Source organism: Macrococcus equipercicus (genome assembly GCF_024205945.1).
Taxonomy (GTDB): domain Bacteria; phylum Bacillota; class Bacilli; order Staphylococcales; family Staphylococcaceae; genus Macrococcus; species Macrococcus equipercicus.
Map to the genome: position 1 here is coordinate 2102815 of NZ_CP073809.1, position 21595 is coordinate 2124409.

A 21595-nucleotide genomic window follows, 5' to 3' on the forward strand; every position below is an offset into this window, starting at 1 on the left:
ATTTCACAAAAAAGCAGTGAAGCTGGATGCTTCACTGCTTTTTTGAACTTCTTTATATTTCTGTACGTCCTGATATAGCTTTAGACAGTGTCACTTCATCCGCATACTCAAGGTCACCGCCGACCGGCAGGCCATGAGCAAGACGCGTCGTCTTAATGCCGATTGGTTTGACGAGGCGCGAAATATACATAGCTGTCGATTCTCCTTCGATGTTCGGATTCGTCGCCAGAATTAACTCCTGTACTGTTTCATCCTTTAACCGGTTCAACAGACTTGGAATGTTGATATCTTCAGGTCCAATGCCTTCCATCGGAGAGATGGCACCTTGCAGCACATGATACAGCCCTTTGTATTCACGCATCTTCTCCATCGCAATGACATCTTTCGATTCCTCAACGACGCAGATCATCGAGCGGTCGCGCGTCTTATCCGCACAAATATAACATGGATCCGTGTCCGTAATATGACCGCAAATAGAGCAGTATGTCAGCTCACGCTTTACGTCGACGAGCGCTTTCGCGAAGTTCATGACGTCCTCTTCCTTCATATCAAGCACATGGAACGCAAGTCTCGCCGCTGTTTTCGGGCCGATTCCCGGCAGTTTCATAAAGCTGTCTATGAGTCTTGAAATAGGTGCAGGATAATGCATTACATCATTCCTGGAATGTTCATTCCTTTAGTATGCTGACCTAAACGCTGAGCCGTCACATCATCCGCTTTAGATAATGCTTCGTTTGTTGCTGCCAGTACTAAGTCCTGTAACATTTCGATATCTTCTGGATCTACTACTTCTTCCTTGATGATGACATCAAGCACTTCTTTATGACCTGAAACAACAACAGTGACCATACCGCCCCCTGCTGTTCCTTCAATACGTTCGTCTTTTAATTTTTCCTGCTCTTCCGCCATTTTCTTCTGCATTTTCTGCATTTGTTTCATCATTTGCTGCATATTTCCGCCACCGCGCATAATTAGTTCCTCCTATTAATCAATTAAATTTATTGTATCTTTACCAAACAACTCTTCTGCCGTCTTGATGATATCATCTTTTGGCTCTGCCTTCACTTCTGACTGCTGCTTCTTGTTTTTAATGTAGTCATGTCTGACCTGCAGCCACTGTGAATCAGGTACACCTACCATTTTAACTTTTTTATTGATGATTGTGTATACAATCGACTCAATCTGTTCACGTTTATCGTCACCTTTATTGACGAGTTCACAGTGAATATCTTCCTCGAACTTGATCAATACATGCGTGCTGCTCGCTGCCACCGGTTCTGAGTTCTGCAGCAGGCTGACGAGCGCCCTATCATTTTGCTTCACATGGTCAATCAGCGCCTGCCAGTTCTCCTTCAAATATGTCAGATCTTCGCGATTGGCGTTATCCAGTACATTTTCTATTTGTGCAATTGAGAACTTGTTTACATGGCGCTCTGCTTTCGGTTTTGCCTTAGCCGGTGCTGCTGTCGGATTCAGCTGAATATTCGAAAGCTTCTCCTCGAACTCTTTCATCCGCGCATCGATGTACTCGGTACTCGCACCTGCCCCTTTCTCGTGAGACTTCACAAGTTCAGACAGTTTGACGATGAGCACTTCAAAGTGAATGTTCATATTGACTGCAAACCGCATCGACACAAGCGTGTCATTAATTTTATCAATCATCTCATAAATGACAGACAAGTCGACTTCATATATTTGGCCGTCTCCTTTAGTGCCTGTTGCAACATCAACGATGACGTCACGTAAATAATAAATATAGTCAGTCACAAGACGGTTTACTTCCTTGCCGCCGCTTAACAGCTGATGATATAATTCAAAAGCCGTGCGTACGTCATGCGTTACAATCGCATCAGTCAGCTGCCGCAGATCTTCTTTACCGACACTGCCCGTCACGTCCAATACATGTGCCAATGTCAGCTCTTCGTCTCCGAACGCAATCGCCTGATCTAAAATACTAAGTGCATCACGCATACCGCCTTCTGCTGTCTGGGCGATAAATTCAAGTGCCGGCAGTTCAAACGAGATGCTTTCCTTGTCACACACATATTTCAAATGCTCGACAATATCAGGGGTAGCAATTGCCTTGAAATCAAATCGCTGACAGCGGGAAATAATCGTCGGCGGTATTTTGTGCGGTTCTGTCGTCGCCAGAATGAAAATAGCATGACCCGGCGGCTCTTCCAATGTTTTTAACAAAGCATTAAATGCACCTGTCGTCAGCATATGCACTTCATCGATAATATAGACTTTGTATCTGGATTCACCTGGTGCATACTTCACTTTATCTCTAATATTACGGATTTCATCCACGCCGTTATTGCTGGCTGCATCAATTTCAATGACGTCCGAGTTTGTTCCGTTCGTAATCGAAATACAGCTGGCACATTCATTACATGGTTCGCCGTCATGACGTTCAGTACAGTTGATAGCTTTGGCAAATATTTTCGCGATACTTGTTTTCCCTGTACCACGCGGTCCGTTGAATAAATAAGCGTGTGATATTTTATTTCTCGCTATAGCGTTCTTCAGCGTAGTCGTCACATGCTTCTGTCCGACTACTTCTTCGAAAGCCTGGGATCTGAACACGCGATATAATGCCTGATAACTCAAGACGTCCCCTCCATCAATATTGGTCCTTTCATTATACCATTAGACATAACTGCTTCATAACAAAAAAGAGAAGACTCATCAGAATGAACTGTTGATGAGTCTTCCGCAACATCGTTATTTCTTTTTCATTTTTTTGTACAGCCAGTATGCCCCAGGGTTCAGCGGCTTGATAAAATCACCAATTTGCTCATCAATATAGGCATTGAATCCTTTCTTGAACTTCGCAACGCCTAGGTCAGGCGACGATTCTGTAAAGTCCCCGCTGACGCCATAGAAGTTATAGCGCTTCAGGCCAAGCTGATTGGCAAACTTAATCATTTCCCACTGCATGTTATACGCACCCATGAACTGATTATAAGCAGGATTAGAGCCGCTTGATAAGTAATACAGCTCATGATTGTTGAAAACATAAATAGCACTCGCCAATTCAAGCACATCGCCGTCACTTGCTTTTAAGGCTTCTGTTTCCGCGACTTTCTTCTCGATCTGTGCTACTGCCTTTTCGAGTTCTACTGTTTTATTTTTCAGCTTTCTGTAGTCAGGGTTCTCTTCCAGTTCTGCTGCTGCCTTATTATAATCCGCGCGTTTTATGCTCAGCTGGTCGTTCAGGCGTTTTAAGTAATCATTGAGGTTGATATACGTCATCACAACGCGCGCATTGTCCCCGTATGTTTGTTTCATACGCTTGAACGTCTGCAGGTCAAACAATGAGAAATGATGTTTATCTTCCGCCATTTTATACAGCCTGAAAAACTTCTCCATTTCATCATCTGATAAGTCACGCATCTGCACACCCATCTCAATCGTTTTATTGATATTACGGCGCGTCTTATAATCCATTTCTTTCAGCAGTTCGTCATCTGTCTTATCTGTTAAATCAAGTACTGATAAGAAGCGTGCCTGGGAATCCATAGAGTAGCCGATACTGTAACCTTGGTGTTCATAGCCGAGGCGTTCCATTTCGGTGATAATATCGTCCACTTCAAATGACTCAGTGACATAGCCGTCGCCGTCCAGATGATTACGCGTAATATAAGGGTCCACTAATACAAACAGCCCTTTATGCTTCTTCAAATAATTAGTTAAATGCGTGTAGAAGAAATCGACAAGTGCTTTGTCATGATGATCAAACACCGGCCCTTTATGCGTATAGAAATAATTGAAGAATTTAAAGCTCGGCGCACCGTTCAACAAGCAGGCGGCCAGCACTTTATCCCCTTCTTTTACTCCTACGAGATGGACATCGAGGTTTAATGCCTGACGACCCGCGTAGTGAGCTTTAGATTGTGTATAGTGACTGAAATGGTCGTTAACAAACGATTCAAATTCATCTATCGTCAAATTACAAAACTTCATTAAAAAACTCTCCCGTTCTGTGATTGTTTCTATGTCGTTATTTACTATAACACTTTCGTGTAATAAATATGTAGTAATACTATTTCTTTATCTTATATCCAATGTTATTGAAAGCTCCACTCAGCTGAAAATGTTCAAAAAAAAGACCTAGTCTCCTAGGTCTATCTATTAGATGTACGATTAATTTTTATATAAATACCGTGCACCTCTGCTTCGTTTAACAGTCACAAGCGGAACCTTGGTCGACAGCTCAAAGACGGCTGCCCCAGCCACATATAAGTGACCACTTAATGCTGCTTCCTTCCGGACCTGACATGCTTCATGGGCTTATATTGACTCGGACCGTCTTCTCAACACTACGTGTCAAGGTCAGGCCTCACAAAATGTTACCCTCAGCAGAGGGATTCGGTCTTGCCTAAGCGGCTTGCAAGTACAGGGAACCGCTACCTCCCCACTTAGCACGGCAGAATCTATCATACTATACATCATGAATATTTGGCAAGGAAAACACTGCTGTTTTTTGATTATGCTTTCTTATGAGCTGGACGTCTGGAAAAGTCGACGAACTTAAACTCGCTGGCACGGTGCTTTGATATATTGTACTGAAAAGGCAGCGCATTAGCCAGATGGACAGTTGAGCGGACAGTTGCTGCATAAGGCGGCGTCACTTCTCCGAACAGCTCTAGTTCACTTGCTGTCATCGGTTCAAATGTGATAGCTTTGTTGGAGAAGCTGATGGTCTGTTCCAGCTGATTCTCTATATAAGAATAAATGGACTGCCGGGCAATTTCCTTCGTTAAATTCGGCATAAGACTAACTAGGAAGTAGTCAGTATCGATAATATTGACTTTCCCTCCTTTACGCCTTGTTCTGACGACTCTAAACAATTCTGTCTGCTCTGCAAGGTCAAGCGCTGCCATCACGACAGGATAATCCCCGGCGTTCACTTTCTCGAATATTTCTACAGCTGTCACATAGTCCATATTGAGTGATTCTTTAATTTCTTCAAAGCTGATGAGCTGAGATACAGGGAAATTCATTGATTCATTGTAAATAACTACAGAACCTTTACCTTTTAATTTCTGGATAAAACCATTTGTTTGCAGCAGACTAAGCGCTTTTCTTACTGTTTCACGTGAGACATTGTATTGCTTCACGAGTAAATTTTCAGAAGGCAGCTGTTCATGCTGCTTATATTCACCATTGATGATCTTACCGCTCAGCTCCTGATAAATTATTCGATACTTATTTCTATTCATTTTATCGGTCACCCCTTGTTTCCAAATTATCTTAACATAAAATAACTGTTTTGGAACAAAGTGATTGCAATTATTTTTTAACAGCTACTGCCTGATAAGGCTTAAGCGTACGGCTATATGATTCGTAATTGTTAATCAGTACAGTTCCTTCAAGCGCTATATCATCCGGCACAGTGACTTCCTGCCCACTGAAGTTGGCCACTATAATCAATGTATCATCGTCCAGCCTGCGCTCATAAGCAAATAATTCAGGGTGATTTTCCAGTAACGGCAGAACTTTGCCGTACGTGATAATCTCAAAGTTATGTCGCAGCCTGATTAAATGCTGATACGTATAGAAGATAGAATTCTTATCTGCAAGCGCCTGTTTGACATTGACCGTCTTATAGTTTTTCGCCGTTTCAATCCACGGTGTTCCAGTTGTAAAGCCGGCATGCTCACTATCATCCCACTGCACAGGTGAACGCGAGTTATCCCGTGATTTATGCTGCAGTATACGCATCGTCTGATCGTCTGAAATGCCGCGTTCTTTCATAATAGAATAGGCATTCAATGACTCCACATCACGGTACTGCTTAATATTGTCGAAATACAAGTTCGTCATGCCGATTTCTTCGCCCTGATATATATACGGCGTACCTTGCAGCAGATGCAGCGCTATCGCGAGCATTTTAGCACTTAACACACGGTTCTCTTCTGTCGAATCATCACCGAAACGCGACACAACACGGGGCTGATCATGGTTGCACCAGAAAATAGCGTTCCAGCCGCCTCCTGCTTGAATACCGAGCTGCCACTTGAAGAGAATCTGCTTCAGCTCAACAAAATCAAATGGCTGTTCAGACCATTTTTCACCGTCTTTATAGTCCACCTTCAAATGATGGAAGTTAAAGACGCTGCTCAGCTCACGACGTTCAGGATTTGTGTACTTAATGCAGTGCTCGAGTGTCGTTGAACTCATCTCACCGACTGTCATAAACCCTTCTTTATCGCCGAATGTATTGCGGTTTAATTCATGTAAAAATTCATGAACTCGTGGTCCATCTGTATAGAGCTCCTTGCCGATTGCTTCAGAATTCTTATATTCTGCTTTAGAGATCAAGTTGATGACATCGAAGCGGAAACCATCCATCCCGAAGTCAATCCAGTAATTGATCATATCATAAATTTCCTGGCGGAGCTTACTGTTCTCCCAGTTCAAGTCTGCCTGTGTGACATCGAAGAGACGGAGATAGTACTGGCCTGTCACTTCGTCTTTCTGCCAGGCATTGCCGCCGAACTTCGACTCCCAGTTCGTCGGCGGATTGCCGTTGTCTCCGTCTTTCCAGATGTAATAATCACGGTAAGGATTGTCCTTCGACTGACGTGACTCTACAAACCAGCGATGTTCTGTTGATGTATGATTGATGACGATGTCAGACATAATCTTAATACCGCACGCATGGGCCTCATTAAGCAGACGTCTGAAATCCTCTTTCGTACCGAAGTCAGGATTGATTTCATAGTAATCGCTGATATCGTAGCCGTTATCGTTCATCGGAGAACAATACACCGGCGTCAACCATAAATAATCCACGCCGAGCGTCTTCAAATAGTCCAGCTTGTCGATAATCCCGTTAATATCACCGTGGCCGTTACCTGTCGTATCATTGAATGACTTCGGATAAATTTGATAGACCACTGATTTCTTCCAGTCGGAAACTCCCAATTAAAAAACTCCTAACGTTTTGAAATAGTTTCAGTTGAACAAGATTTATAAGTTAATCGATTTCTCTGATGACTTCTTTATTATTCTTCTGAGCAAATCTTGAGAAGATGAGTGTCAGCACAATCGGCAGAATCACAGCGATCACCATGCCGAGCAGGAACGTCAGGCGGAATCCTTCATTGATCGAAATGATACCTGGCAGTCCGCCAACCCCTACTCTACCGAGCAACTGCTGTGAACCGAATATAGAACCGACAATCCCTGTCGTGATAATTGCTGCGACGAAAGGATATTTAAGCGGGATGTTCACACCGAACATCGCAGGTTCTGTGACGCCTAACCAGCCTGATATTCCCGATGTCAATGCCAGACCTTGTTCTTTAACCATGCTGCGTCGTTTGTACAGCCACCATGCAGCGAATGCCGCTGAACCTTGTGAGATATTTGAAATAGCAAGTATCGGCCATAAGTACGTGCCTTTTAAATTTGAATTCATCAGCTGGAAATCTACCGCAAGGAACATATGATGCAAACCCGTGACGACGAGTGGTGCATAAATAAGGCCGTAAATCAAACCGCCTAACCAGCCGGCTCTTGTGAAGATCCACTGAATGACATCTGTAATCTGTGTACCGAGCCATAAAGCGACTGGTCCGATAAGAATGAATGCAAGAAAACCTACTAAGAGTAATGAGACAGGCCCAACAACAAGCATTTTAATCGAATCATGGACGCGTCTATTTAAGAAGCGTTCAACTTTCGCCAGCACCCACGTTGCAATCAATACAGGAAGTACTTGCCCTTGATAGTTCAATTTCTCAATATGCAGTCCAAAGACGTTCCATTCAGGAATCTTTGTCAGTTCACCTGTATCTTGATCACCAAGAGTGTACTGTGACGCAAGACCCGGGTGACACATAACAAGACCGAGCACGAGACCGAGAATCGGACTGCCACCGAACACCCGCATCGCTGACCAGCCGATTAATGCCGGCAGGAAGATAAATGGTGCCGCTGCAATAAAGTTAATAATTTCAGCTAAGTCTTTTAACTGCGGGAACATCTTAACAAGCGGTTTATCGCCGAACAGTCCGCCAGCTGTTAAAACGTTGTTTACACCAAGTAGTAAACCAGCTGTAACGATAGCCGGCAACAACGGGATGAAGACATCTCCTAATGTTTTAATTGCACGCTGCAACGGATTCATCTTTTCTGCCGCTGCCGCTTTGACATCATCTTTCGTGCTTTCTCCGATGCCCGTTTCCTCTACAAACACTTTGTATACGTCATCGACTGTACCCGGCCCGATCACAACCTGGAACTGATCGTTTGCTGCAAATGAACCTTTGACAAGATTTAACTTATCCAGTGCAACTTTATCGACTTTCGTCTCATCAACCAATGCTAAACGTAATCTTGTGACACAATGTGTTGCTGCGTTGACATTCTCTTTACCGCCGACCGCTTCAATAATCTGTCTGACTTCATCTCTATTGACCGCCATTTTGCCATCTCCCTTATTTTTGTTATCCTCATTGTAATCTGTCTATACAAGTATGTAAAGGCTTTCTGAAAAGGGTTACAAATTCTTCAGGCTATATAACAATAACCAGCTGGGCAATTATCATTGTTCACTGGATCATCTAATTATTTTTTAACACAAAAAAAAGATGCCCCGGAGAGGACATCTACATATCAAAAAATTAGTCTTGGTTTTAAAATAATGGCGGAGGAAGAGGGATTCGAACCCCCGCGGGCCGTTAAGCCCCTGTCGGTTTTCAAGACCGATCCCTTCAGCCGGACTTGGGTATTCCTCCAAATAAGACAATAACAATTTTATAACACCCATTATTTTTTGTCAATGCTTTTCACGAAATTTATTCATATTTATTAAAGGCATAGAATCACTTAATGCTGAATAATAGACTAATCTATCTTTTTAGCAAGCGTCGTAATATATTCAAAAAATTGCTCACGGTCTACATCATAAACTACATTTACTGGCCGGCCATTTTCTTCTTCATATGTTCTTCCTTGAGCAGGTCCTTCTGTAATCACATTTGACTGAATGACTTTTGATCTCACTAAGTCAGGGTTGCCGAGAGCAGCAGTTGTTAAGACATCCCACAGATAATAAGTGGAGTTTGTCGCGAAATGCTTAAGCGGCGGCACCATGGCATAACTTACTCCTAAAAAATCGACTCCTTCAAATGCTCTTTCATCCGCCCACATTTGACGTACTTCTGTCGTCAAAGGAACTTGTAAAGTGCTCTCGAGTGCCACCATGTCTATAGCGATAGATGACTTAAAGACGACACCTACTGCTTCTGGATCCCAGAAAGCATTCCATTCTGCTGTCCCATCGTGCTCTGGTTCATGGACATTACCTTCTGCAAGATAAGTTCCACCCATCCAGACTAGACGCTCAATTTTCTCAGTAATAGCGGGTTCCACTTGAAGTGCTTTAGCTAGATCTGTCAGCGGACCTGTGAATAAGAGTGTCGTTTTCTCCGGTTCTGCCATTACTTTATCAATTAAGTGCTGATAAGCTTCTTGTTCTGCAAGCGGTGCCAGTGTCTGGCGTTCATTTAATATCGGCAATGCATCCATAAAAAAGGCATGCATCCGCCAGTCTTTTGGAAACGGATTTTTGCCTCGTTCCTTCGACATGGCCGTCTCAATTTTGTTGTCACCAAATCGTGCAATAATTTTGCGGCTCGCAAAAGTAGCAGGTTCAATATAGCAGTCAGCATCGATTACACTGACGCCTGTCAGTTTTATATTGTCCATCTGCAGCAATAAAAATAAAGAAATTAAATCGTCAACTCCACCATCATGATTAAAATATACATTTTTCATATCAGTCATCCCCTATATTGTTGATTTGTCTTCTTAACTTTATAATTATAATATAACTATTAGTTGAACACACCTCTTCAAAAAGCTTTTCCTGTAAGTTTAAAATTTACAGTACAGCGCTACATTACGCATGACGAAGGAGACCATATGATCAGTTCTTACGAAGTGAAGGTATATGCCAATCGACAGGCATTATCGAAAAAAGGCAAGATTGCTTCATTTGTGCTTGAGGCATTTAATGCTAAGAAAAAAGATGAAGATTTTCTTGTCCAGTTCATCGACCATGACAAGACGCATTACATAGAGAATATGACTTATCGTATCCGTAAATCAGAGGATGAAGATATCTATCAGCTGCAGTTCAAAAAACGTTACCCTGTTACAGCATCGGTTGACGAAGCGGTGAGCCAGGCGGAGCAGGACGGCTTTAAGGATGGCAGCTTTGAGATCGAATACGGTGCCGGCAGACAGACGCTCAGTGTCTACTACGAAGCGGAAGTGTCAGCTAAAGACCACGTGCTTCCTGACCTTGCAACAAGTCACCTGCACTTAAAAGAGCAAGTTCATGACGCCTTCAAAACGTATTTAAATACTATTACTGCCCCGTCTATCATCGGTCCTATTGAGTTTGAACGGCATATAGGCAGACTTGATGATTATAAGATTAAACTCGAGAAGTGGGATATTAAAGATAAACATATTATAGAGTTATCCGCTAAAGTATTGACTGAACAGGAAGCCAGAAAGCTACAGCAGTTACTCATCGAAAAACTACAGTCACTTCACGTTTATGAACCAGAAGATCAGCTGAAAACGACGATGATCTTTAATCATTACTGAACACTGTACAGCGCAGCATTAAGCCGGATGCTGCGCTGTTATTTTAAAAATAATGTTTGAATGACTTTCATTACTCATGTTGACTTTTATACTCAATGTGATATCATCACTTTTAAGCGTTAAAGTGAAAGAGAGGATTTTACATCATGGATCATAAGTCACAATGGATGTCATCTACAGGTTTTATTCTCGCAAGTGCAGGCTCCGCTATCGGTCTCGGTGCCATCTGGAAGTTCCCTTATATGGCCGGCCAGTATGGCGGTGGTGCTTTCCTGCTGTTATTTCTATTATTCACCATACTAATCGGCTTACCGCTCTTAATGATGGAGTTCAGCATCGGTAAATTAGGACAGACATATACGACTGTCCTATACGATAAACTGACCGGCTATAAACTATTCAATTTAATCGGCTGGAATGGCAATCTTGCTGTCTTCATCTTATTCGCCTTTTATAGTGTCATCGGCGGCTGGATCATCATCTATATCGGCAGAACGCTGCTAGCATTCGTTAACATCATTCAGCCGCAAAATGCAGCAGCATCATTCAACTGGATTATCAGCACGCCATGGACCGCTTTACTTGGTCAGTTTCTGTTCATCGCAATTACTGCGCTTATCGTCTCGATGGGTGTCGAAAAAGGCATCGAACGCGCATCAAAATGGATGATGCCGCTGCTCTTCCTTTTATTTGTTGTTATCATCATCCGTTCACTGACGCTGGAAGGTGCCGCTGAAGGGGTCCGTTACTTTCTGACGCCCCGGTTTGAAGATATTACTTTTGAGTCCATCGTCTTTGCGCTCGGGCAGTCATTCTTCGCCTTATCACTCGGAACAACTGGCATGATCACTTATGCCACTTATTTAAACAAAGAAGCGAATATCGGGACTGCTTCTTTCTCCATCGTCATTATGAATCTGCTCGTCTCCATTATGGCAGGACTTGCAATCTTCCCGGCAACCGCATCGTTTCACGTTAAACCCGAGCAAGGACCTGGCTTACTGTTCATTGTGCTGCCGCAGATTTTCAACCACCTGGCATTCGGTAATGTCTTCTACTTACTGTTTTTAATATTATTTCTATTCGCAGCACTGACATCTTCCATCTCGCTGCTTGAACTCAATATTTCAAACGTCACGAAAAATGATAACTCGCAGCGCCGCCGCTGGTCACTGCTGCTCAGTGCCTTTATTATTATCGCAGGCATACCTGCTGCCTTGTCGTTCGGTGTATTAAATGATATCCGCTTCGGCGCTGGCACGATATTCGACAATATGGATTACCTCGTATCGAATATACTGATGCCACTCGGTGCTTTAACGACTACTATAGCCTGCGGACACTTTATGGATAAAGACGCCATCATCAGCCAGTTCAACAGTAAGACTAAAACTATCAGCGTCTGGTTTATAGCGATTAAATATATTCTGCCCGCTGTCATTCTGCTGGTCTTTATAATGCAGTTCATATAAAAAAATCCTGCCGCTCAACTGAGCAGGCAGGATTTAATTAATAAAGCGGCCGTTATAAGGATTATTAGCACGGCGATCTATAATGAACATGACGATTAAAAACAGCAAACCTAATGCGATAAAAACAAAAGCTCCGAATAATGATGTTTTATAAACAGCGAAACCCGCAATAATTTCAATCAGTCCAAGGACGAAGACAAACAACTTCTTGTATGTTGTGCTCATTCATTTCACCTCTTCACAAAATTCTATAAGCCTATCATACAACAAACCCTCTACAAAGTACGGCTGAAAGATTGCACAATTTTGTGACATGATTTTAAAAATTTCACTTCATTAACATCTCACAAACAGTTGCAGGCAGTTCTTTTGTCACCTTTTTTATAGATGCTATACTGATTGATATAAGGAGGCATCACAATGAATACTAAATACAATGATTTATTTCAACCTTTACAATTAAATAACGGTGTAGCACTGCGCAATCGCTTTGTTCTTGCACCATTGACACATATTTCTTCTAATGCAGACGGAACAATCTCGGATAGAGAGATTCCTTACATGGAAAGCCGCTCAAAAGACGTAGGCATGGCGATTACAGCTGCGTCTCATGTCACTGAATTAGGCCAGGCCTTTCCAGGACAGCCTTCCATCGCCCGTGACAGTGACATTGAAGGACTAAAACGCTTAGCGGCAGCAATCAAAAAGAACGGCCCAAAAGCTATCATCCAGATTCATCACGGCGGCGTCCAGGCATTGCCGGAGTATACTCCAAACGGTGACGTTGCAGGACCAAGTGCGATGGCGCTCAAAAGCTTCCGTCAGGCGCACACGCACACTGCCAGAGAAATGACAGAAACAGAGATCAACGAGACAATCAAAGCATTCGGCGCAGCGACACGGCGTGCTATTGAAGCAGGATTCGATGGTGTAGAGATTCACGGCGCAAACGGCTATATTATCCATCAGTTTGTCTCTCCTCACTTCAACAAGCGGACAGACCAGTGGAAAGATCCATTGTTATTCGCTCTGAAAGTCGTCGATGAAGTCGTCAACACAGTAAAAGAATACGGCAATGAAGAATTCATTATCGGCTATCGCTTCTCACCGGAAGAAGCGTTTAACCCGGGCATCAAGATGGAGCTGACTGAAGAACTGATTAAACGATTAATCGAAAAGCCGCTCCACTATTTACACGCTTCACTGATGCACATTCATGGTGAAGTCCACGAAGGTAAATACGAAGGCCAAAGCCGTATCCAGCTGCTGCATCAGTGGGTCAATGGACGCATGCCGCTCATCGGTATCGGTTCCATCTTCACAGCAGACGAGGCCATTGACGCTCTACATACAGGCGTAGAACTTATCGCAATGGGCAGAGGACTTCTGCTCGATCACGCATTTGTCAGCAAGATCAAAGAAGGCAGAGAAGACGAGATCATCTCTTACTTTGACCCTCACCACCCAAATAAACATGACCTGCCTGACCCATTATGGCAGCAGTTCAAAGCCGGCTTCTATCCACTGCCTTCGAAAGAAGATGCTAAATAGCACGAAAAACCTCTAACCGTGATGGTTAGAGGTTTTTATATCTATTCCCCCTCAATCCAAAATAGAAAATAAAGAAATTTCATAGAGTTTCAAAACCTTATATATCAAGGGTTTGAAGCGTTGCATATCTTAAATGTGTTTCCTGGCGTTGCCCCGAGTCACAAATATCTGCCCTTTTTTTGCTCTTTTATTCAAAATCAAAGTATCCTTCTATACTTTTATATAACTTCGGCCTGCTACCCTCTACTTCTAACAAGCCCATGTCTACAAGATCATTTAATACTTTACGGGCCGTTATTTCAGCTACTTCTAAATAACTTGCCATCGCCTGGACTGTCAAATCATTATCAGTGAATAGCTGGATTTGACCAATAATAAATAAAGCATCGAAATATTTTTGATCTTTGTTCTCTAACTTTTTCTCTGACGATAATTTTAAAAATGCACTATCTATCAGTCTAAGCTTTATGACTAATTCATTTTTGACTTCTTCTTGTCCCTTGATGATGTATTCTAAGAAGGTTTCAATAAACTCATTTAGTTCGCCGGCATTAAGCGTACTGTTAGTATGCTCAAATATTTCATAATATTTTTTGGAGTTATTATTTATAGCTCTTGATAAGGAGATAGATGTTAAGCGGCTGTGACTTTTAGAAAGGTATAAACTATTTATAAATCTTGAAGTCCTACCGTTTCCGTCATAAAAAGGATGTATATATCCAAAAATGTAATGGGCAACAGCTACTTTTATTATTGCTGAAATTTCTTCGTACCCGTTAAGAATATCTAACATCTTATCTATGGCGATTATAATATTTTCATGCCCGTTTATTCCTTGGTGTATTACCTTTCCTGTGCTAGTTTTAACATCCACACCATCTAACCTGAAATACTTTCCGTCTATCTTATCTTCTTCCTCCACTTCTGAAGCTGAAATTTTATCGTAAATTTTTCTTATATCTTGTGGTGTCGAAGGGAGTTTAATTTCATTAAGATATAAACTTAAATAAGAGTTAGCCATGCTCAAAAAACGTGTAGTTTTTTTAGTTTTTTTATTCTCTTTAGCAAGCTTCACACTTTCAGCAATTTCTCTCTTAGTACTTTTCACACCTTCTAAATCATTAGTTGAAAATAATTCGTTAGTTATTACTTCCCTCTCAAAAGCTTCACGAGCTGAATCAGGAAGAGCATCAAAATATTTATCTAGTAATCTATCACGTTTAGCAATGGCTTCAACCATTTTTATCATCTTTAAAGTAGGAATAAAATATAGTCTATGCTTATCTTCTCTTTTATATTGTTTTACTTTAAAGTTAAACTCTATTCTAGAAGGAGCTGAAAGACGTTTTTTTACTTCTTCTTTATAATCTTTTTGTTCATTATTGTAATAATATTTATATAAATATTCCATCTTCTCTCTACCTTTCTATAAAAAACTTTTATATTTTATACTTTAAATTATTTATTGATATATATAAAGATAATTTTAAGCTTTTTTTATACATACAATTTTTATTATCTCTATATAAACATAAGATATGTAATTATTCTTCTTTTACACCTTATTACTTTTAAAATCTTAATTTGGGCGTTATTCAGCGTTTTTATACAGGCCTATATACTTTTGGAAATTAAGGATCCTTGGTTTTTCAAGGCCTTCCTTATATGCGAGAAGTGAATAAGTCTGAAAATTAGAGACTTCCCTATCTGTTTCCAGCTACACAAAAAAGCCTCCAATTTGTTTGAACAGGGCTTCTTTCTGCTCGATTACCCATATTACTAACTTGTCTTAAAAATAATTACTGAAATTAAATTTTTACATTTTAATATACAATAAATTACAGATTGAGCTATAATGATAAATAAGACAATCTATTGTTTTTTATGATCTAGACTACAGTATGAAAAATGTACTTAATATGGAAGCGTCTTATAGGACTATCTCACTGACTACTAGAAGCTGTGACATCTTGCGTAAAGTCATGTTAGAGAATAAGAAAGCGACATAGTGGGAGAGCAACTATATAAATCATGGCTTTATCCTCACTAACCACTACGGCAATCCTATGGCCCTTACTTCCGTCAATCGCAACATCAAGACAGCTGTAGATGAGATTAAGGACGCCCAGGGCAAGAAGTTGATTAATAAGCATGTGACAACGCACACACTAAGACACAGCCATATATCGCTGTTAAGTCAGTTAGGCGTGTCACTACGGGCTATTATGGATAGAGTAGGCCATACAGACCATAAGACCACGTTACAGATATACAGCCATGTGACTGAACAAATGGATAAAGACATGATGAGTAAATTAGAAGCGGTGAGTTATTAGGAGGACTATGATGAATACTATATTAATTACTGTATTTATATTTTTTCTATGTTTAGCTTCATATTACGGAACACAATTTCTAATCAATAAATTTAGTCCATTTAAATCAGAGGGTAAGCACTTTATAGCTTTTTTTATCGCTATATGGTTTTCTGCTATGTATTATTTAATAATTACTTTTTTATGAGCCTCTTATAAGGCTCTTTTTCGTTGCCTGGGACTGCCTTGTATATAGTTTTTCTCACACTTTGCCCTTTTTCTGCCCTTTTTCTTAAATTTAAGCATTAAAAAAGACCCTCTAACCGTTGCGGTTAAAGGGTTTTACTATTTTACAGTTCTATTCCCACTCAATCGTGCTCGGTGGCTTAGAGGTAATGTCATACACCACACGGTTAACGTGATTCACTTCGTTGACGATCCGGCTGGATACTTTCTGCAGCACTTCCCAGTCGATTCGTGCGAAGTCGCTCGTCATGCCGTCAATACTTGTCACGGCACGGACGCCGACTGTGTAATCGTATGTGCGATAGTCACCCATGACACCCACTGAACGGATGTCAGGGAGGACCGTGAAGTATTGCCAGATGTCGCGCTCGAGGCCTTCTTGTGCAATGACTTCTCTTAGAATCGCGTCTGATTCACGGACGATTTCCAGTTTCTCTTCTGTGATTTCACCTAACACACGGATTCCAAGACCCGGGCCCGGGAACGGCTGACGCCATACGAGGTGTTCTGGGATACCGAGTTCGATACCGAGTGCACGTACTTCATCTTTGAAGAGTGTGTTGATCGGTTCGATTAATTTGAACTGCATGTCTTCTGGTAAGCCGCCGACGTTGTGATGAGATTTGATAGTCTGAGCGGTCTTTGTACCTGATTCGATGATATCTGTATACAGTGTACCTTGCGCCAGGAATTCAACGCCCTGTAATTTAGACGCTTCATCGTCAAAGACATAGATGAATTCATTACCGATGATTTTACGTTTCTGTTCAGGGTCAGAGATGCCTTTAAGCTTGCTCATGAAGCGGTCTTTCGCGTCTACTCGGATGATATTGATGTTGAACCCTTCTGCGAAATGCTTCATGACCATGTCGCCTTCGCCTTTACGCAGTAAACCGTGGTCGACGAAGATACATGTCAGCTGGTCGCCGATTGCTTTATGCAGCAGCACAGCAACGACTGATGAATCGACGCCGCCGCTCATCGCGCATAATACTTTTTTGTCGCCGACCTGCTCACGGATTTTCTCCACTTCGATATCGATGAAGTTTTCCATCGTCCATTCGCCTGTGCAGTTACAGATTTTACGGATGAAGTTGCGAAGTAAGTCGTTACCGTATTCAGAGTGACGGACTTCCGGATGGAACTGCACGCCGTACAGCTGACGTTCTGCGTTCTCTACTGCTGCGTATTTACAGCTTGGTGAATTCGCGATCATGCGGAAGCCTTCAGGGATGTTGATGACTTTGTCACTGTGGCTCATCCATACCGTCTGCTCTTCCGGCAGCAGATGGAAGAGTGAATGTGTCTCAGCCGTGATGACTGCTTTACCGTATTCGCGTTCGTTCGCACGTTCTACAGAGCCGCCGAGTAACTTCGTCATCAGCTGCATGCCGTAACAAATACCAAGAACAGGTACGCCTAAATCGAAGATAGCAGGATCGATTGTGAATGATCCTTCTTCGTATACTGAGTTTGGTCCACCTGAGAGGATGATGCCTTTCGGGTTCATCTTCTTGATCTCATCGATTGAAATCTCGTGGTCATGCAGCTCACTGTACACACCCATCTCGCGGATACGTCTTGTAATCAGCTGATTGTACTGACTTCCGAAGTCGAGGACAAGAATCAGTTCTTGCTCTAATGCCATTTCCATGTATGATATCTCCTTATATTGAGTAGTTAGGTGCTTCTTTTGTAATATGCACGTCGTGCGGATGGCTTTCTTTCAGACCGGCACCTGTCATCTTGATGAACTGTGCTTCTTCTCTCAGCGCCGCTAAATCTTTAGCGCCTGTATAACCCATACCGCTTCTAATGCCACCGATTAACTGATAAATAGTATCCTGCAGTGCTCCTTTGAATGCGATACGTCCTTCGATTCCTTCCGGCACGAACTTCTTCGCTTCTTTGTCGTCCTGGAAGTAGCGGTCTTTAGACCCTTTCTCCATCGCACCGAGTGAACCCATACCGCGGTACACTTTGTACTGACGTCCCTGGAAGATTTCAGTCGCTCCGGGGCTTTCCTCTGTTCCGCCGAGCAGTGAGCCGAGCATAACCGCGTGCCCGCCGGCAGCAAGCGCTTTGACGATATCGCCGGAATATTTAATACCGCCGTCTGCGATAATCGTTTTCCCAAGTTTTTTTGCTTCTGTGGCTGCGTCATATATAGCAGTAATTTGAGGTACACCAACTCCTGCAACGACACGCGTCGTACAAATAGAGCCTGGTCCGATACCAACTTTAACGACATCTGCTCCTGCTTCAATCAATGCACGTGTGCCTTCAGCAGTCGCCACGTTACCTGCAATCAATGTCACGTCAGGGAAGTTTGATTTAAGCTCTGACACCATGTCGAGCACACCTTTAGAATGGCCGTGTGCTGTGTCGATGACGAGTGCATCTGTTCCTGCTTCTACTAAATACTTCGCACGTGTAATTGTATCTTTTGCGATACCGACGGCTGCTGCTACTAACAGACGGCCGTGCTCATCTTTAGCCGCGTTCGGGAATTCAATCACTTTCTCGATATCTTTAATCGTGATTAAACCTTTCAGCATCCCTTTATCGTCGACAAGCGGCAGCTTTTCAATCTTGTACTGCTGCAATAGCTTCTCAGCTTCAGCAAGTGTAGTGCCGACTGGTGCTGTGACGAGGTCGTCTTTTGTCATGACATCATTGATTTTAATAGAGTAATCTTCAATGAAACGGAGATCACGGTTCGTAATAATCCCTGCAAGTTTCATTTCTTTCTCGTTATTAACAATCGGCACACCGGAAATACGGTATTTGCTCATTAAATGTTCAGCTGTAAATACTTGCTCTTCCGGCGTCAAGAAGAACGGATTTGTAATGACGCCGTTCTCTGACCGTTTTACTTTCTGCACTTCATCTGCCTGCTGCTCGATGGACATGTTTTTATGAATAACGCCAAGACCACCTTGACGTGCCATTGCGATGGCCATCTTCGCTTCTGTTACTGTGTCCATACCAGCAGACAGAATTGGAATATTTAATTTGAGACGCTCTGATAAGGCCACTTTTAAATCTACTTGGTTCGGCAGTACATCTGATTTACCAGGAATCAGTAATACATCGTCAAAAGTCAGTCCTTCTTTTTGAAACTTTGTTTCCCACATGTTGACTACCTCCATTTATTATTCTAAAAATCATAAGTTCTTTTCTATCTCTCTATTATTTCATATAATCCGTGTTTTGTTGATTGTTAAAGCCGTTAAATAATAAATTCAGAATAATCGCAGTAAACGTTCCAAGGACAATACCGTTCTGTGTCAACCAGGCAAAGTCATTGCCGAACTTGCTGAAAGCACCGGGTACGGTTGTGATACCGAGACCAAGGCCGACTGAAACCGCGATAATCAGCAGATTGTCCTGCTTCGTAAAGTCAATGGCACCGAGCATTTTAACGCCGTATGCCATGACCATCCCAAACATCGCAATCATCGCACCGCCGAGAACTGCTGCCGGGATAATAGTCGCAATAGCACCGAGCTTTGGAATAGAACCACAGAATAAGAGCAGTGCCACCATGCCGTACATTACTTTATTGGACTTGACGCCTGATAATGAGACGAGACCGACGTTCTGTGAATACGCCGTATACGGGAAGGCATTGAAGATGGAACCGAGTATAATCGCAAGTCCTTCAGCCCGGTAACCTTTTCCGATATCTTTACGTGTCAATGGGGTTTTCGTGATTTCACTGAGTGCTGAATAGACACCAGTCGATTCAATCAAGCTGACAATGCCGACAATAACGAATAATAGTATGGAGCCAAGTTCAAACTTAAAGCCGCTGAAGCGGAACGGTCGTGGTAATTCAAACCAGTTAGACTGCGTCACTGCATCCATATGCACAAGACCAAAAAACGCTGCAATAACTGTTCCTGCGATCAGACCGAGCAGGATTGCAATTGATCTGATAAATCCTGAAGACAGACGGTGAATCAATAAGATGATGATCAATGTAATTAAGCCGAGCATAATATTAAGAGGACTACCGTAATCTTTTGAGCCTTGACCACCAGCGAGATTATTCATCGCAACCGGCATTAATGTAATACCAATAATCGTAACGACACTGCCAGTGACAACGGGCGGGAATATTTTAACTAAATAAGAGAAAAACGGTGCAATCAGTACAATAATAATCCCGGAAACAAAGAGCGAGCCATAGAGTACACCTATGCCATGCTTCGAGCCGACTATAATCATCGGTGTTACTGCTGTAAATGTACAGCCAAGTACAACCGGCAGACCGATACCAATTCCTTTATAAACTTGCAGGAATGTCGCTACCCCGCACATAAAGATATCGATTGACACGAGATACGCAATCTCTTGCGGCGTAAAATGAAGCGCACCGCCAACAATGATCGGTACGATGATAGCACCTGCATACATCGCCAGCAGATGCTGAATACTCAGTAACAAATTTTTCATCATTCTTCTCCCACTAATGTCACTTTATTATTTTCAAGTGAAGCAATACGGCAGAGACTTAATACATCAAGCCCTTCATCTTTTAAGCGGGCTGCGCCCTGCTGGAAACTTTTCTCGATGACAATGCCGACGCCGGCACAGTCAGCACCAGCCTGTCTTACTAGATCATACAGACCAAGCGCTGCTTCACCATTGGCAAGAAAATCGTCAATAATCAGCACATTGTCATCCGCACTGAGAAACTTCTGGGAAATTACTACATGACTTGTTTTATTTTTCGTATAAGAATGGATATCTGTCGCATAGACGGCTTCAGTCAGCGTAGAAGGCACGGCTTTTTTCGCAAACAGACACGGTACATCAAAGACGAGTGCTGCCATAATCGCCGGTGCAATACCTGACGCTTCAATCGTCAATATTTTAGTGACACCTTTCTTATTAAAATAATTATAAAATGTCTGTCCGACTTCTTTCATTAGATGGGCATCAATCTGATGATTTAAAAATGCATCGACTTTTAAGATCGCTCCATCAATAACGACACCTTCATCTTTTACCTTTTGCTGTAGTAATTCCAATTGAGTCCTCCTTAAACAAAAAACTCACTCTATTAAAGAATAGGTGAGTAAAAAAAGAAGATTCAATATATACTTCCTGGTCAAAAAGGATATAGCGAATCCAGTCTTTTATTACTCATAGTCACATCATTTACGGTAATGTGGTAGAAACTCTAAAGCCATATCCTTTATATTATATGAGTGTTTTTGATTTATTTTATCTTATGATGATAACAAAGTTATCTCAGGATATCAACAGGAAATCCGCATAATATAAGGCTTTCAAGAGAAATATCTCCGCAGCTCAGTCACATAAGTCGCCTGCGATTTCAAAATATTTTGGTTTTAGTGTTTAGCTTTT

17 protein-coding genes, 1 tRNA gene, 1 other RNA gene, 1 pseudogene and 1 riboswitch are annotated in these 21595 nt (G+C 42.1%); of the genes and pseudogenes, 4 read left to right on the top strand and 16 right to left on the bottom strand.

Annotated features, from left to right (window positions below):
- Positions 1 to 52: 52 nt before the first annotated feature.
- The 10 genes from recR to KFV11_RS11290 form a co-directional block, all read right to left on the bottom strand.
- A complete protein-coding gene (gene recR, locus KFV11_RS11245; RefSeq protein ID WP_149458860.1) occupies positions 53 to 649 on the bottom strand; it encodes a recombination mediator RecR in 597 nt (198 codons plus the stop codon).
- On the bottom strand, positions 649 to 969 hold the full coding sequence (locus KFV11_RS11250) for a YbaB/EbfC family nucleoid-associated protein (protein ID WP_149458861.1): 321 nt from the start codon (positions 967 to 969) through the stop codon (positions 649 to 651). The genes recR and KFV11_RS11250 overlap by 1 nt, the downstream gene beginning before the upstream one ends.
- A 15-nt stretch (positions 970 to 984) precedes the next feature.
- Entirely contained in the window at positions 985 to 2610 is a 1626-nt protein-coding gene (gene dnaX, locus KFV11_RS11255) for a DNA polymerase III subunit gamma/tau (protein ID WP_254249957.1), read from the bottom strand.
- Positions 2611 to 2724: 114 nt separating this feature from the next.
- Positions 2725 to 3966, bottom strand: a complete 1242-nt coding sequence (locus KFV11_RS11260; protein ID WP_254249958.1) for an aminoacyltransferase — start codon at positions 3964 to 3966, stop codon at positions 2725 to 2727.
- A gap of 198 nt (positions 3967 to 4164) precedes the next feature.
- An RNA gene (gene ffs / locus KFV11_RS11265) (signal recognition particle sRNA large type) lies at positions 4165 to 4430 on the bottom strand.
- Between the two features lie 60 nt (positions 4431 to 4490).
- Complete coding sequence (gene treR / locus KFV11_RS11270; protein WP_254249959.1) at positions 4491 to 5225, bottom strand: trehalose operon repressor; 735 nt, start codon at positions 5223 to 5225, stop codon at positions 4491 to 4493.
- A 70-nt stretch (positions 5226 to 5295) separates the two neighbouring features.
- A complete protein-coding gene (gene treC, locus KFV11_RS11275) occupies positions 5296 to 6933 on the bottom strand; it encodes an alpha,alpha-phosphotrehalase (protein ID WP_254249960.1) in 1638 nt (545 codons plus the stop codon).
- A gap of 52 nt (positions 6934 to 6985) precedes the next feature.
- The gene (gene treP, locus KFV11_RS11280; protein WP_254249961.1) at positions 6986 to 8437 is read right to left on the bottom strand and encodes a PTS system trehalose-specific EIIBC component; all 1452 of its coding nucleotides are present in this window, start codon (positions 8435 to 8437) and stop codon (positions 6986 to 6988) included.
- Between the two features lie 220 nt (positions 8438 to 8657).
- Positions 8658 to 8750 (bottom strand) — tRNA-Ser (locus KFV11_RS11285).
- Positions 8751 to 8859: 109 nt separating this feature from the next.
- Complete coding sequence (locus tag KFV11_RS11290; protein WP_254249962.1) at positions 8860 to 9792, bottom strand: nucleoside hydrolase; 933 nt, start codon at positions 9790 to 9792, stop codon at positions 8860 to 8862.
- Between the two features lie 147 nt (positions 9793 to 9939).
- On the opposite strand from KFV11_RS11290, the gene KFV11_RS11295 reads away from it, so the two are divergent.
- Together KFV11_RS11295 and KFV11_RS11300 are read left to right on the top strand one after the other, a co-directional pair.
- Positions 9940 to 10632, top strand: a complete 693-nt coding sequence (locus KFV11_RS11295; RefSeq protein ID WP_254249963.1) for a hypothetical protein — start codon at positions 9940 to 9942, stop codon at positions 10630 to 10632.
- A 146-nt stretch (positions 10633 to 10778) separates the two neighbouring features.
- Positions 10779 to 12104: a sodium-dependent transporter gene (locus KFV11_RS11300; protein ID WP_254249964.1), complete on the top strand. Its 1326-nt coding sequence runs from the start codon at positions 10779 to 10781 to the stop codon at positions 12102 to 12104.
- Positions 12105 to 12137: 33 nt separating this feature from the next.
- Here the strand turns inward: KFV11_RS11300 and KFV11_RS11305 are convergent, their stop codons facing one another.
- On the bottom strand, positions 12138 to 12329 hold the full coding sequence (locus KFV11_RS11305) for a hypothetical protein (protein ID WP_149458870.1): 192 nt from the start codon (positions 12327 to 12329) through the stop codon (positions 12138 to 12140).
- Between the two features lie 195 nt (positions 12330 to 12524).
- On the opposite strand from KFV11_RS11305, the gene KFV11_RS11310 reads away from it, so the two are divergent.
- Positions 12525 to 13655: an NADH-dependent flavin oxidoreductase gene (locus KFV11_RS11310; protein WP_254249965.1), complete on the top strand. Its 1131-nt coding sequence runs from the start codon at positions 12525 to 12527 to the stop codon at positions 13653 to 13655.
- A 187-nt stretch (positions 13656 to 13842) separates the two neighbouring features.
- On the opposite strand, the gene KFV11_RS11315 is transcribed toward KFV11_RS11310, so the two are convergent.
- Entirely contained in the window at positions 13843 to 15066 is a 1224-nt protein-coding gene (locus KFV11_RS11315; protein WP_149458872.1) for a Fic family protein, read from the bottom strand.
- Positions 15067 to 15559: 493 nt separating this feature from the next.
- Here KFV11_RS11315 and KFV11_RS11320 point away from each other — a divergent pair.
- Positions 15560 to 15991: pseudogene (locus KFV11_RS11320) on the top strand (tyrosine-type recombinase/integrase); the annotation flags it as partial.
- Between the two features lie 337 nt (positions 15992 to 16328).
- Here the strand turns inward: KFV11_RS11320 and guaA are convergent.
- The 4 genes from guaA to xpt are packed head-to-tail and all read right to left on the bottom strand — an operon-like array spanning position 16329 to position 21255.
- Entirely contained in the window at positions 16329 to 17870 is a 1542-nt protein-coding gene (guaA, locus tag KFV11_RS11325; RefSeq protein ID WP_254249966.1) for a glutamine-hydrolyzing GMP synthase, read from the bottom strand.
- 13 nt (positions 17871 to 17883) lie between these two features.
- A complete protein-coding gene (gene guaB / locus KFV11_RS11330) occupies positions 17884 to 19353 on the bottom strand; it encodes an IMP dehydrogenase (RefSeq protein ID WP_149458888.1) in 1470 nt (489 codons plus the stop codon).
- A gap of 55 nt (positions 19354 to 19408) precedes the next feature.
- Complete coding sequence (locus tag KFV11_RS11335; RefSeq protein ID WP_149458889.1) at positions 19409 to 20677, bottom strand: nucleobase:cation symporter-2 family protein; 1269 nt, start codon at positions 20675 to 20677, stop codon at positions 19409 to 19411.
- A complete protein-coding gene (gene xpt / locus KFV11_RS11340; protein WP_149458890.1) occupies positions 20677 to 21255 on the bottom strand; it encodes a xanthine phosphoribosyltransferase in 579 nt (192 codons plus the stop codon). Before xpt ends, KFV11_RS11335 begins: the two co-directional genes overlap by 1 nt.
- Before the next feature lie 98 nt (positions 21256 to 21353).
- Positions 21354 to 21455: riboswitch (purine riboswitch) on the bottom strand.
- Between the last annotated feature and the right edge of the window lie 140 nt (positions 21456 to 21595).

Excerpts from the sequence above, each read along its gene's own strand:
- recR (WP_149458860.1), bottom strand. The coding sequence starts at position 649 with ATGCATTATCCTGCACCTATTTCAAGACTCATAGACAGCTTTATGAAA.
- KFV11_RS11250 (WP_149458861.1), bottom strand. The coding sequence starts at position 969 with ATGCGCGGTGGCGGAAATATGCAGCAAATGATGAAACAAATGCAGAAA.
- KFV11_RS11260 (WP_254249958.1), bottom strand. The coding sequence starts at position 3,966 with ATGAAGTTTTGTAATTTGACGATAGATGAATTTGAATCGTTTGTTAAC.
- treR (WP_254249959.1), bottom strand. The coding sequence starts at position 5,225 with ATGAATAGAAATAAGTATCGAATAATTTATCAGGAGCTGAGCGGTAAG.
- treP (WP_254249961.1), bottom strand. The coding sequence starts at position 8,437 with ATGGCGGTCAATAGAGATGAAGTCAGACAGATTATTGAAGCGGTCGGC.
- KFV11_RS11290 (WP_254249962.1), bottom strand. The coding sequence starts at position 9,792 with ATGAAAAATGTATATTTTAATCATGATGGTGGAGTTGACGATTTAATT.
- KFV11_RS11295 (WP_254249963.1), top strand. The coding sequence starts at position 9,940 with ATGATCAGTTCTTACGAAGTGAAGGTATATGCCAATCGACAGGCATTA.
- KFV11_RS11300 (WP_254249964.1), top strand. The coding sequence starts at position 10,779 with ATGGATCATAAGTCACAATGGATGTCATCTACAGGTTTTATTCTCGCA.
- KFV11_RS11305 (WP_149458870.1), bottom strand. The coding sequence starts at position 12,329 with ATGAGCACAACATACAAGAAGTTGTTTGTCTTCGTCCTTGGACTGATT.
- KFV11_RS11310 (WP_254249965.1), top strand. The coding sequence starts at position 12,525 with ATGAATACTAAATACAATGATTTATTTCAACCTTTACAATTAAATAAC.
- KFV11_RS11315 (WP_149458872.1), bottom strand. The coding sequence starts at position 15,066 with ATGGAATATTTATATAAATATTATTACAATAATGAACAAAAAGATTAT.
- guaA (WP_254249966.1), bottom strand. The coding sequence starts at position 17,870 with ATGGAAATGGCATTAGAGCAAGAACTGATTCTTGTCCTCGACTTCGGA.
- guaB (WP_149458888.1), bottom strand. The coding sequence starts at position 19,353 with ATGTGGGAAACAAAGTTTCAAAAAGAAGGACTGACTTTTGACGATGTA.
- KFV11_RS11335 (WP_149458889.1), bottom strand. The coding sequence starts at position 20,677 with ATGAAAAATTTGTTACTGAGTATTCAGCATCTGCTGGCGATGTATGCA.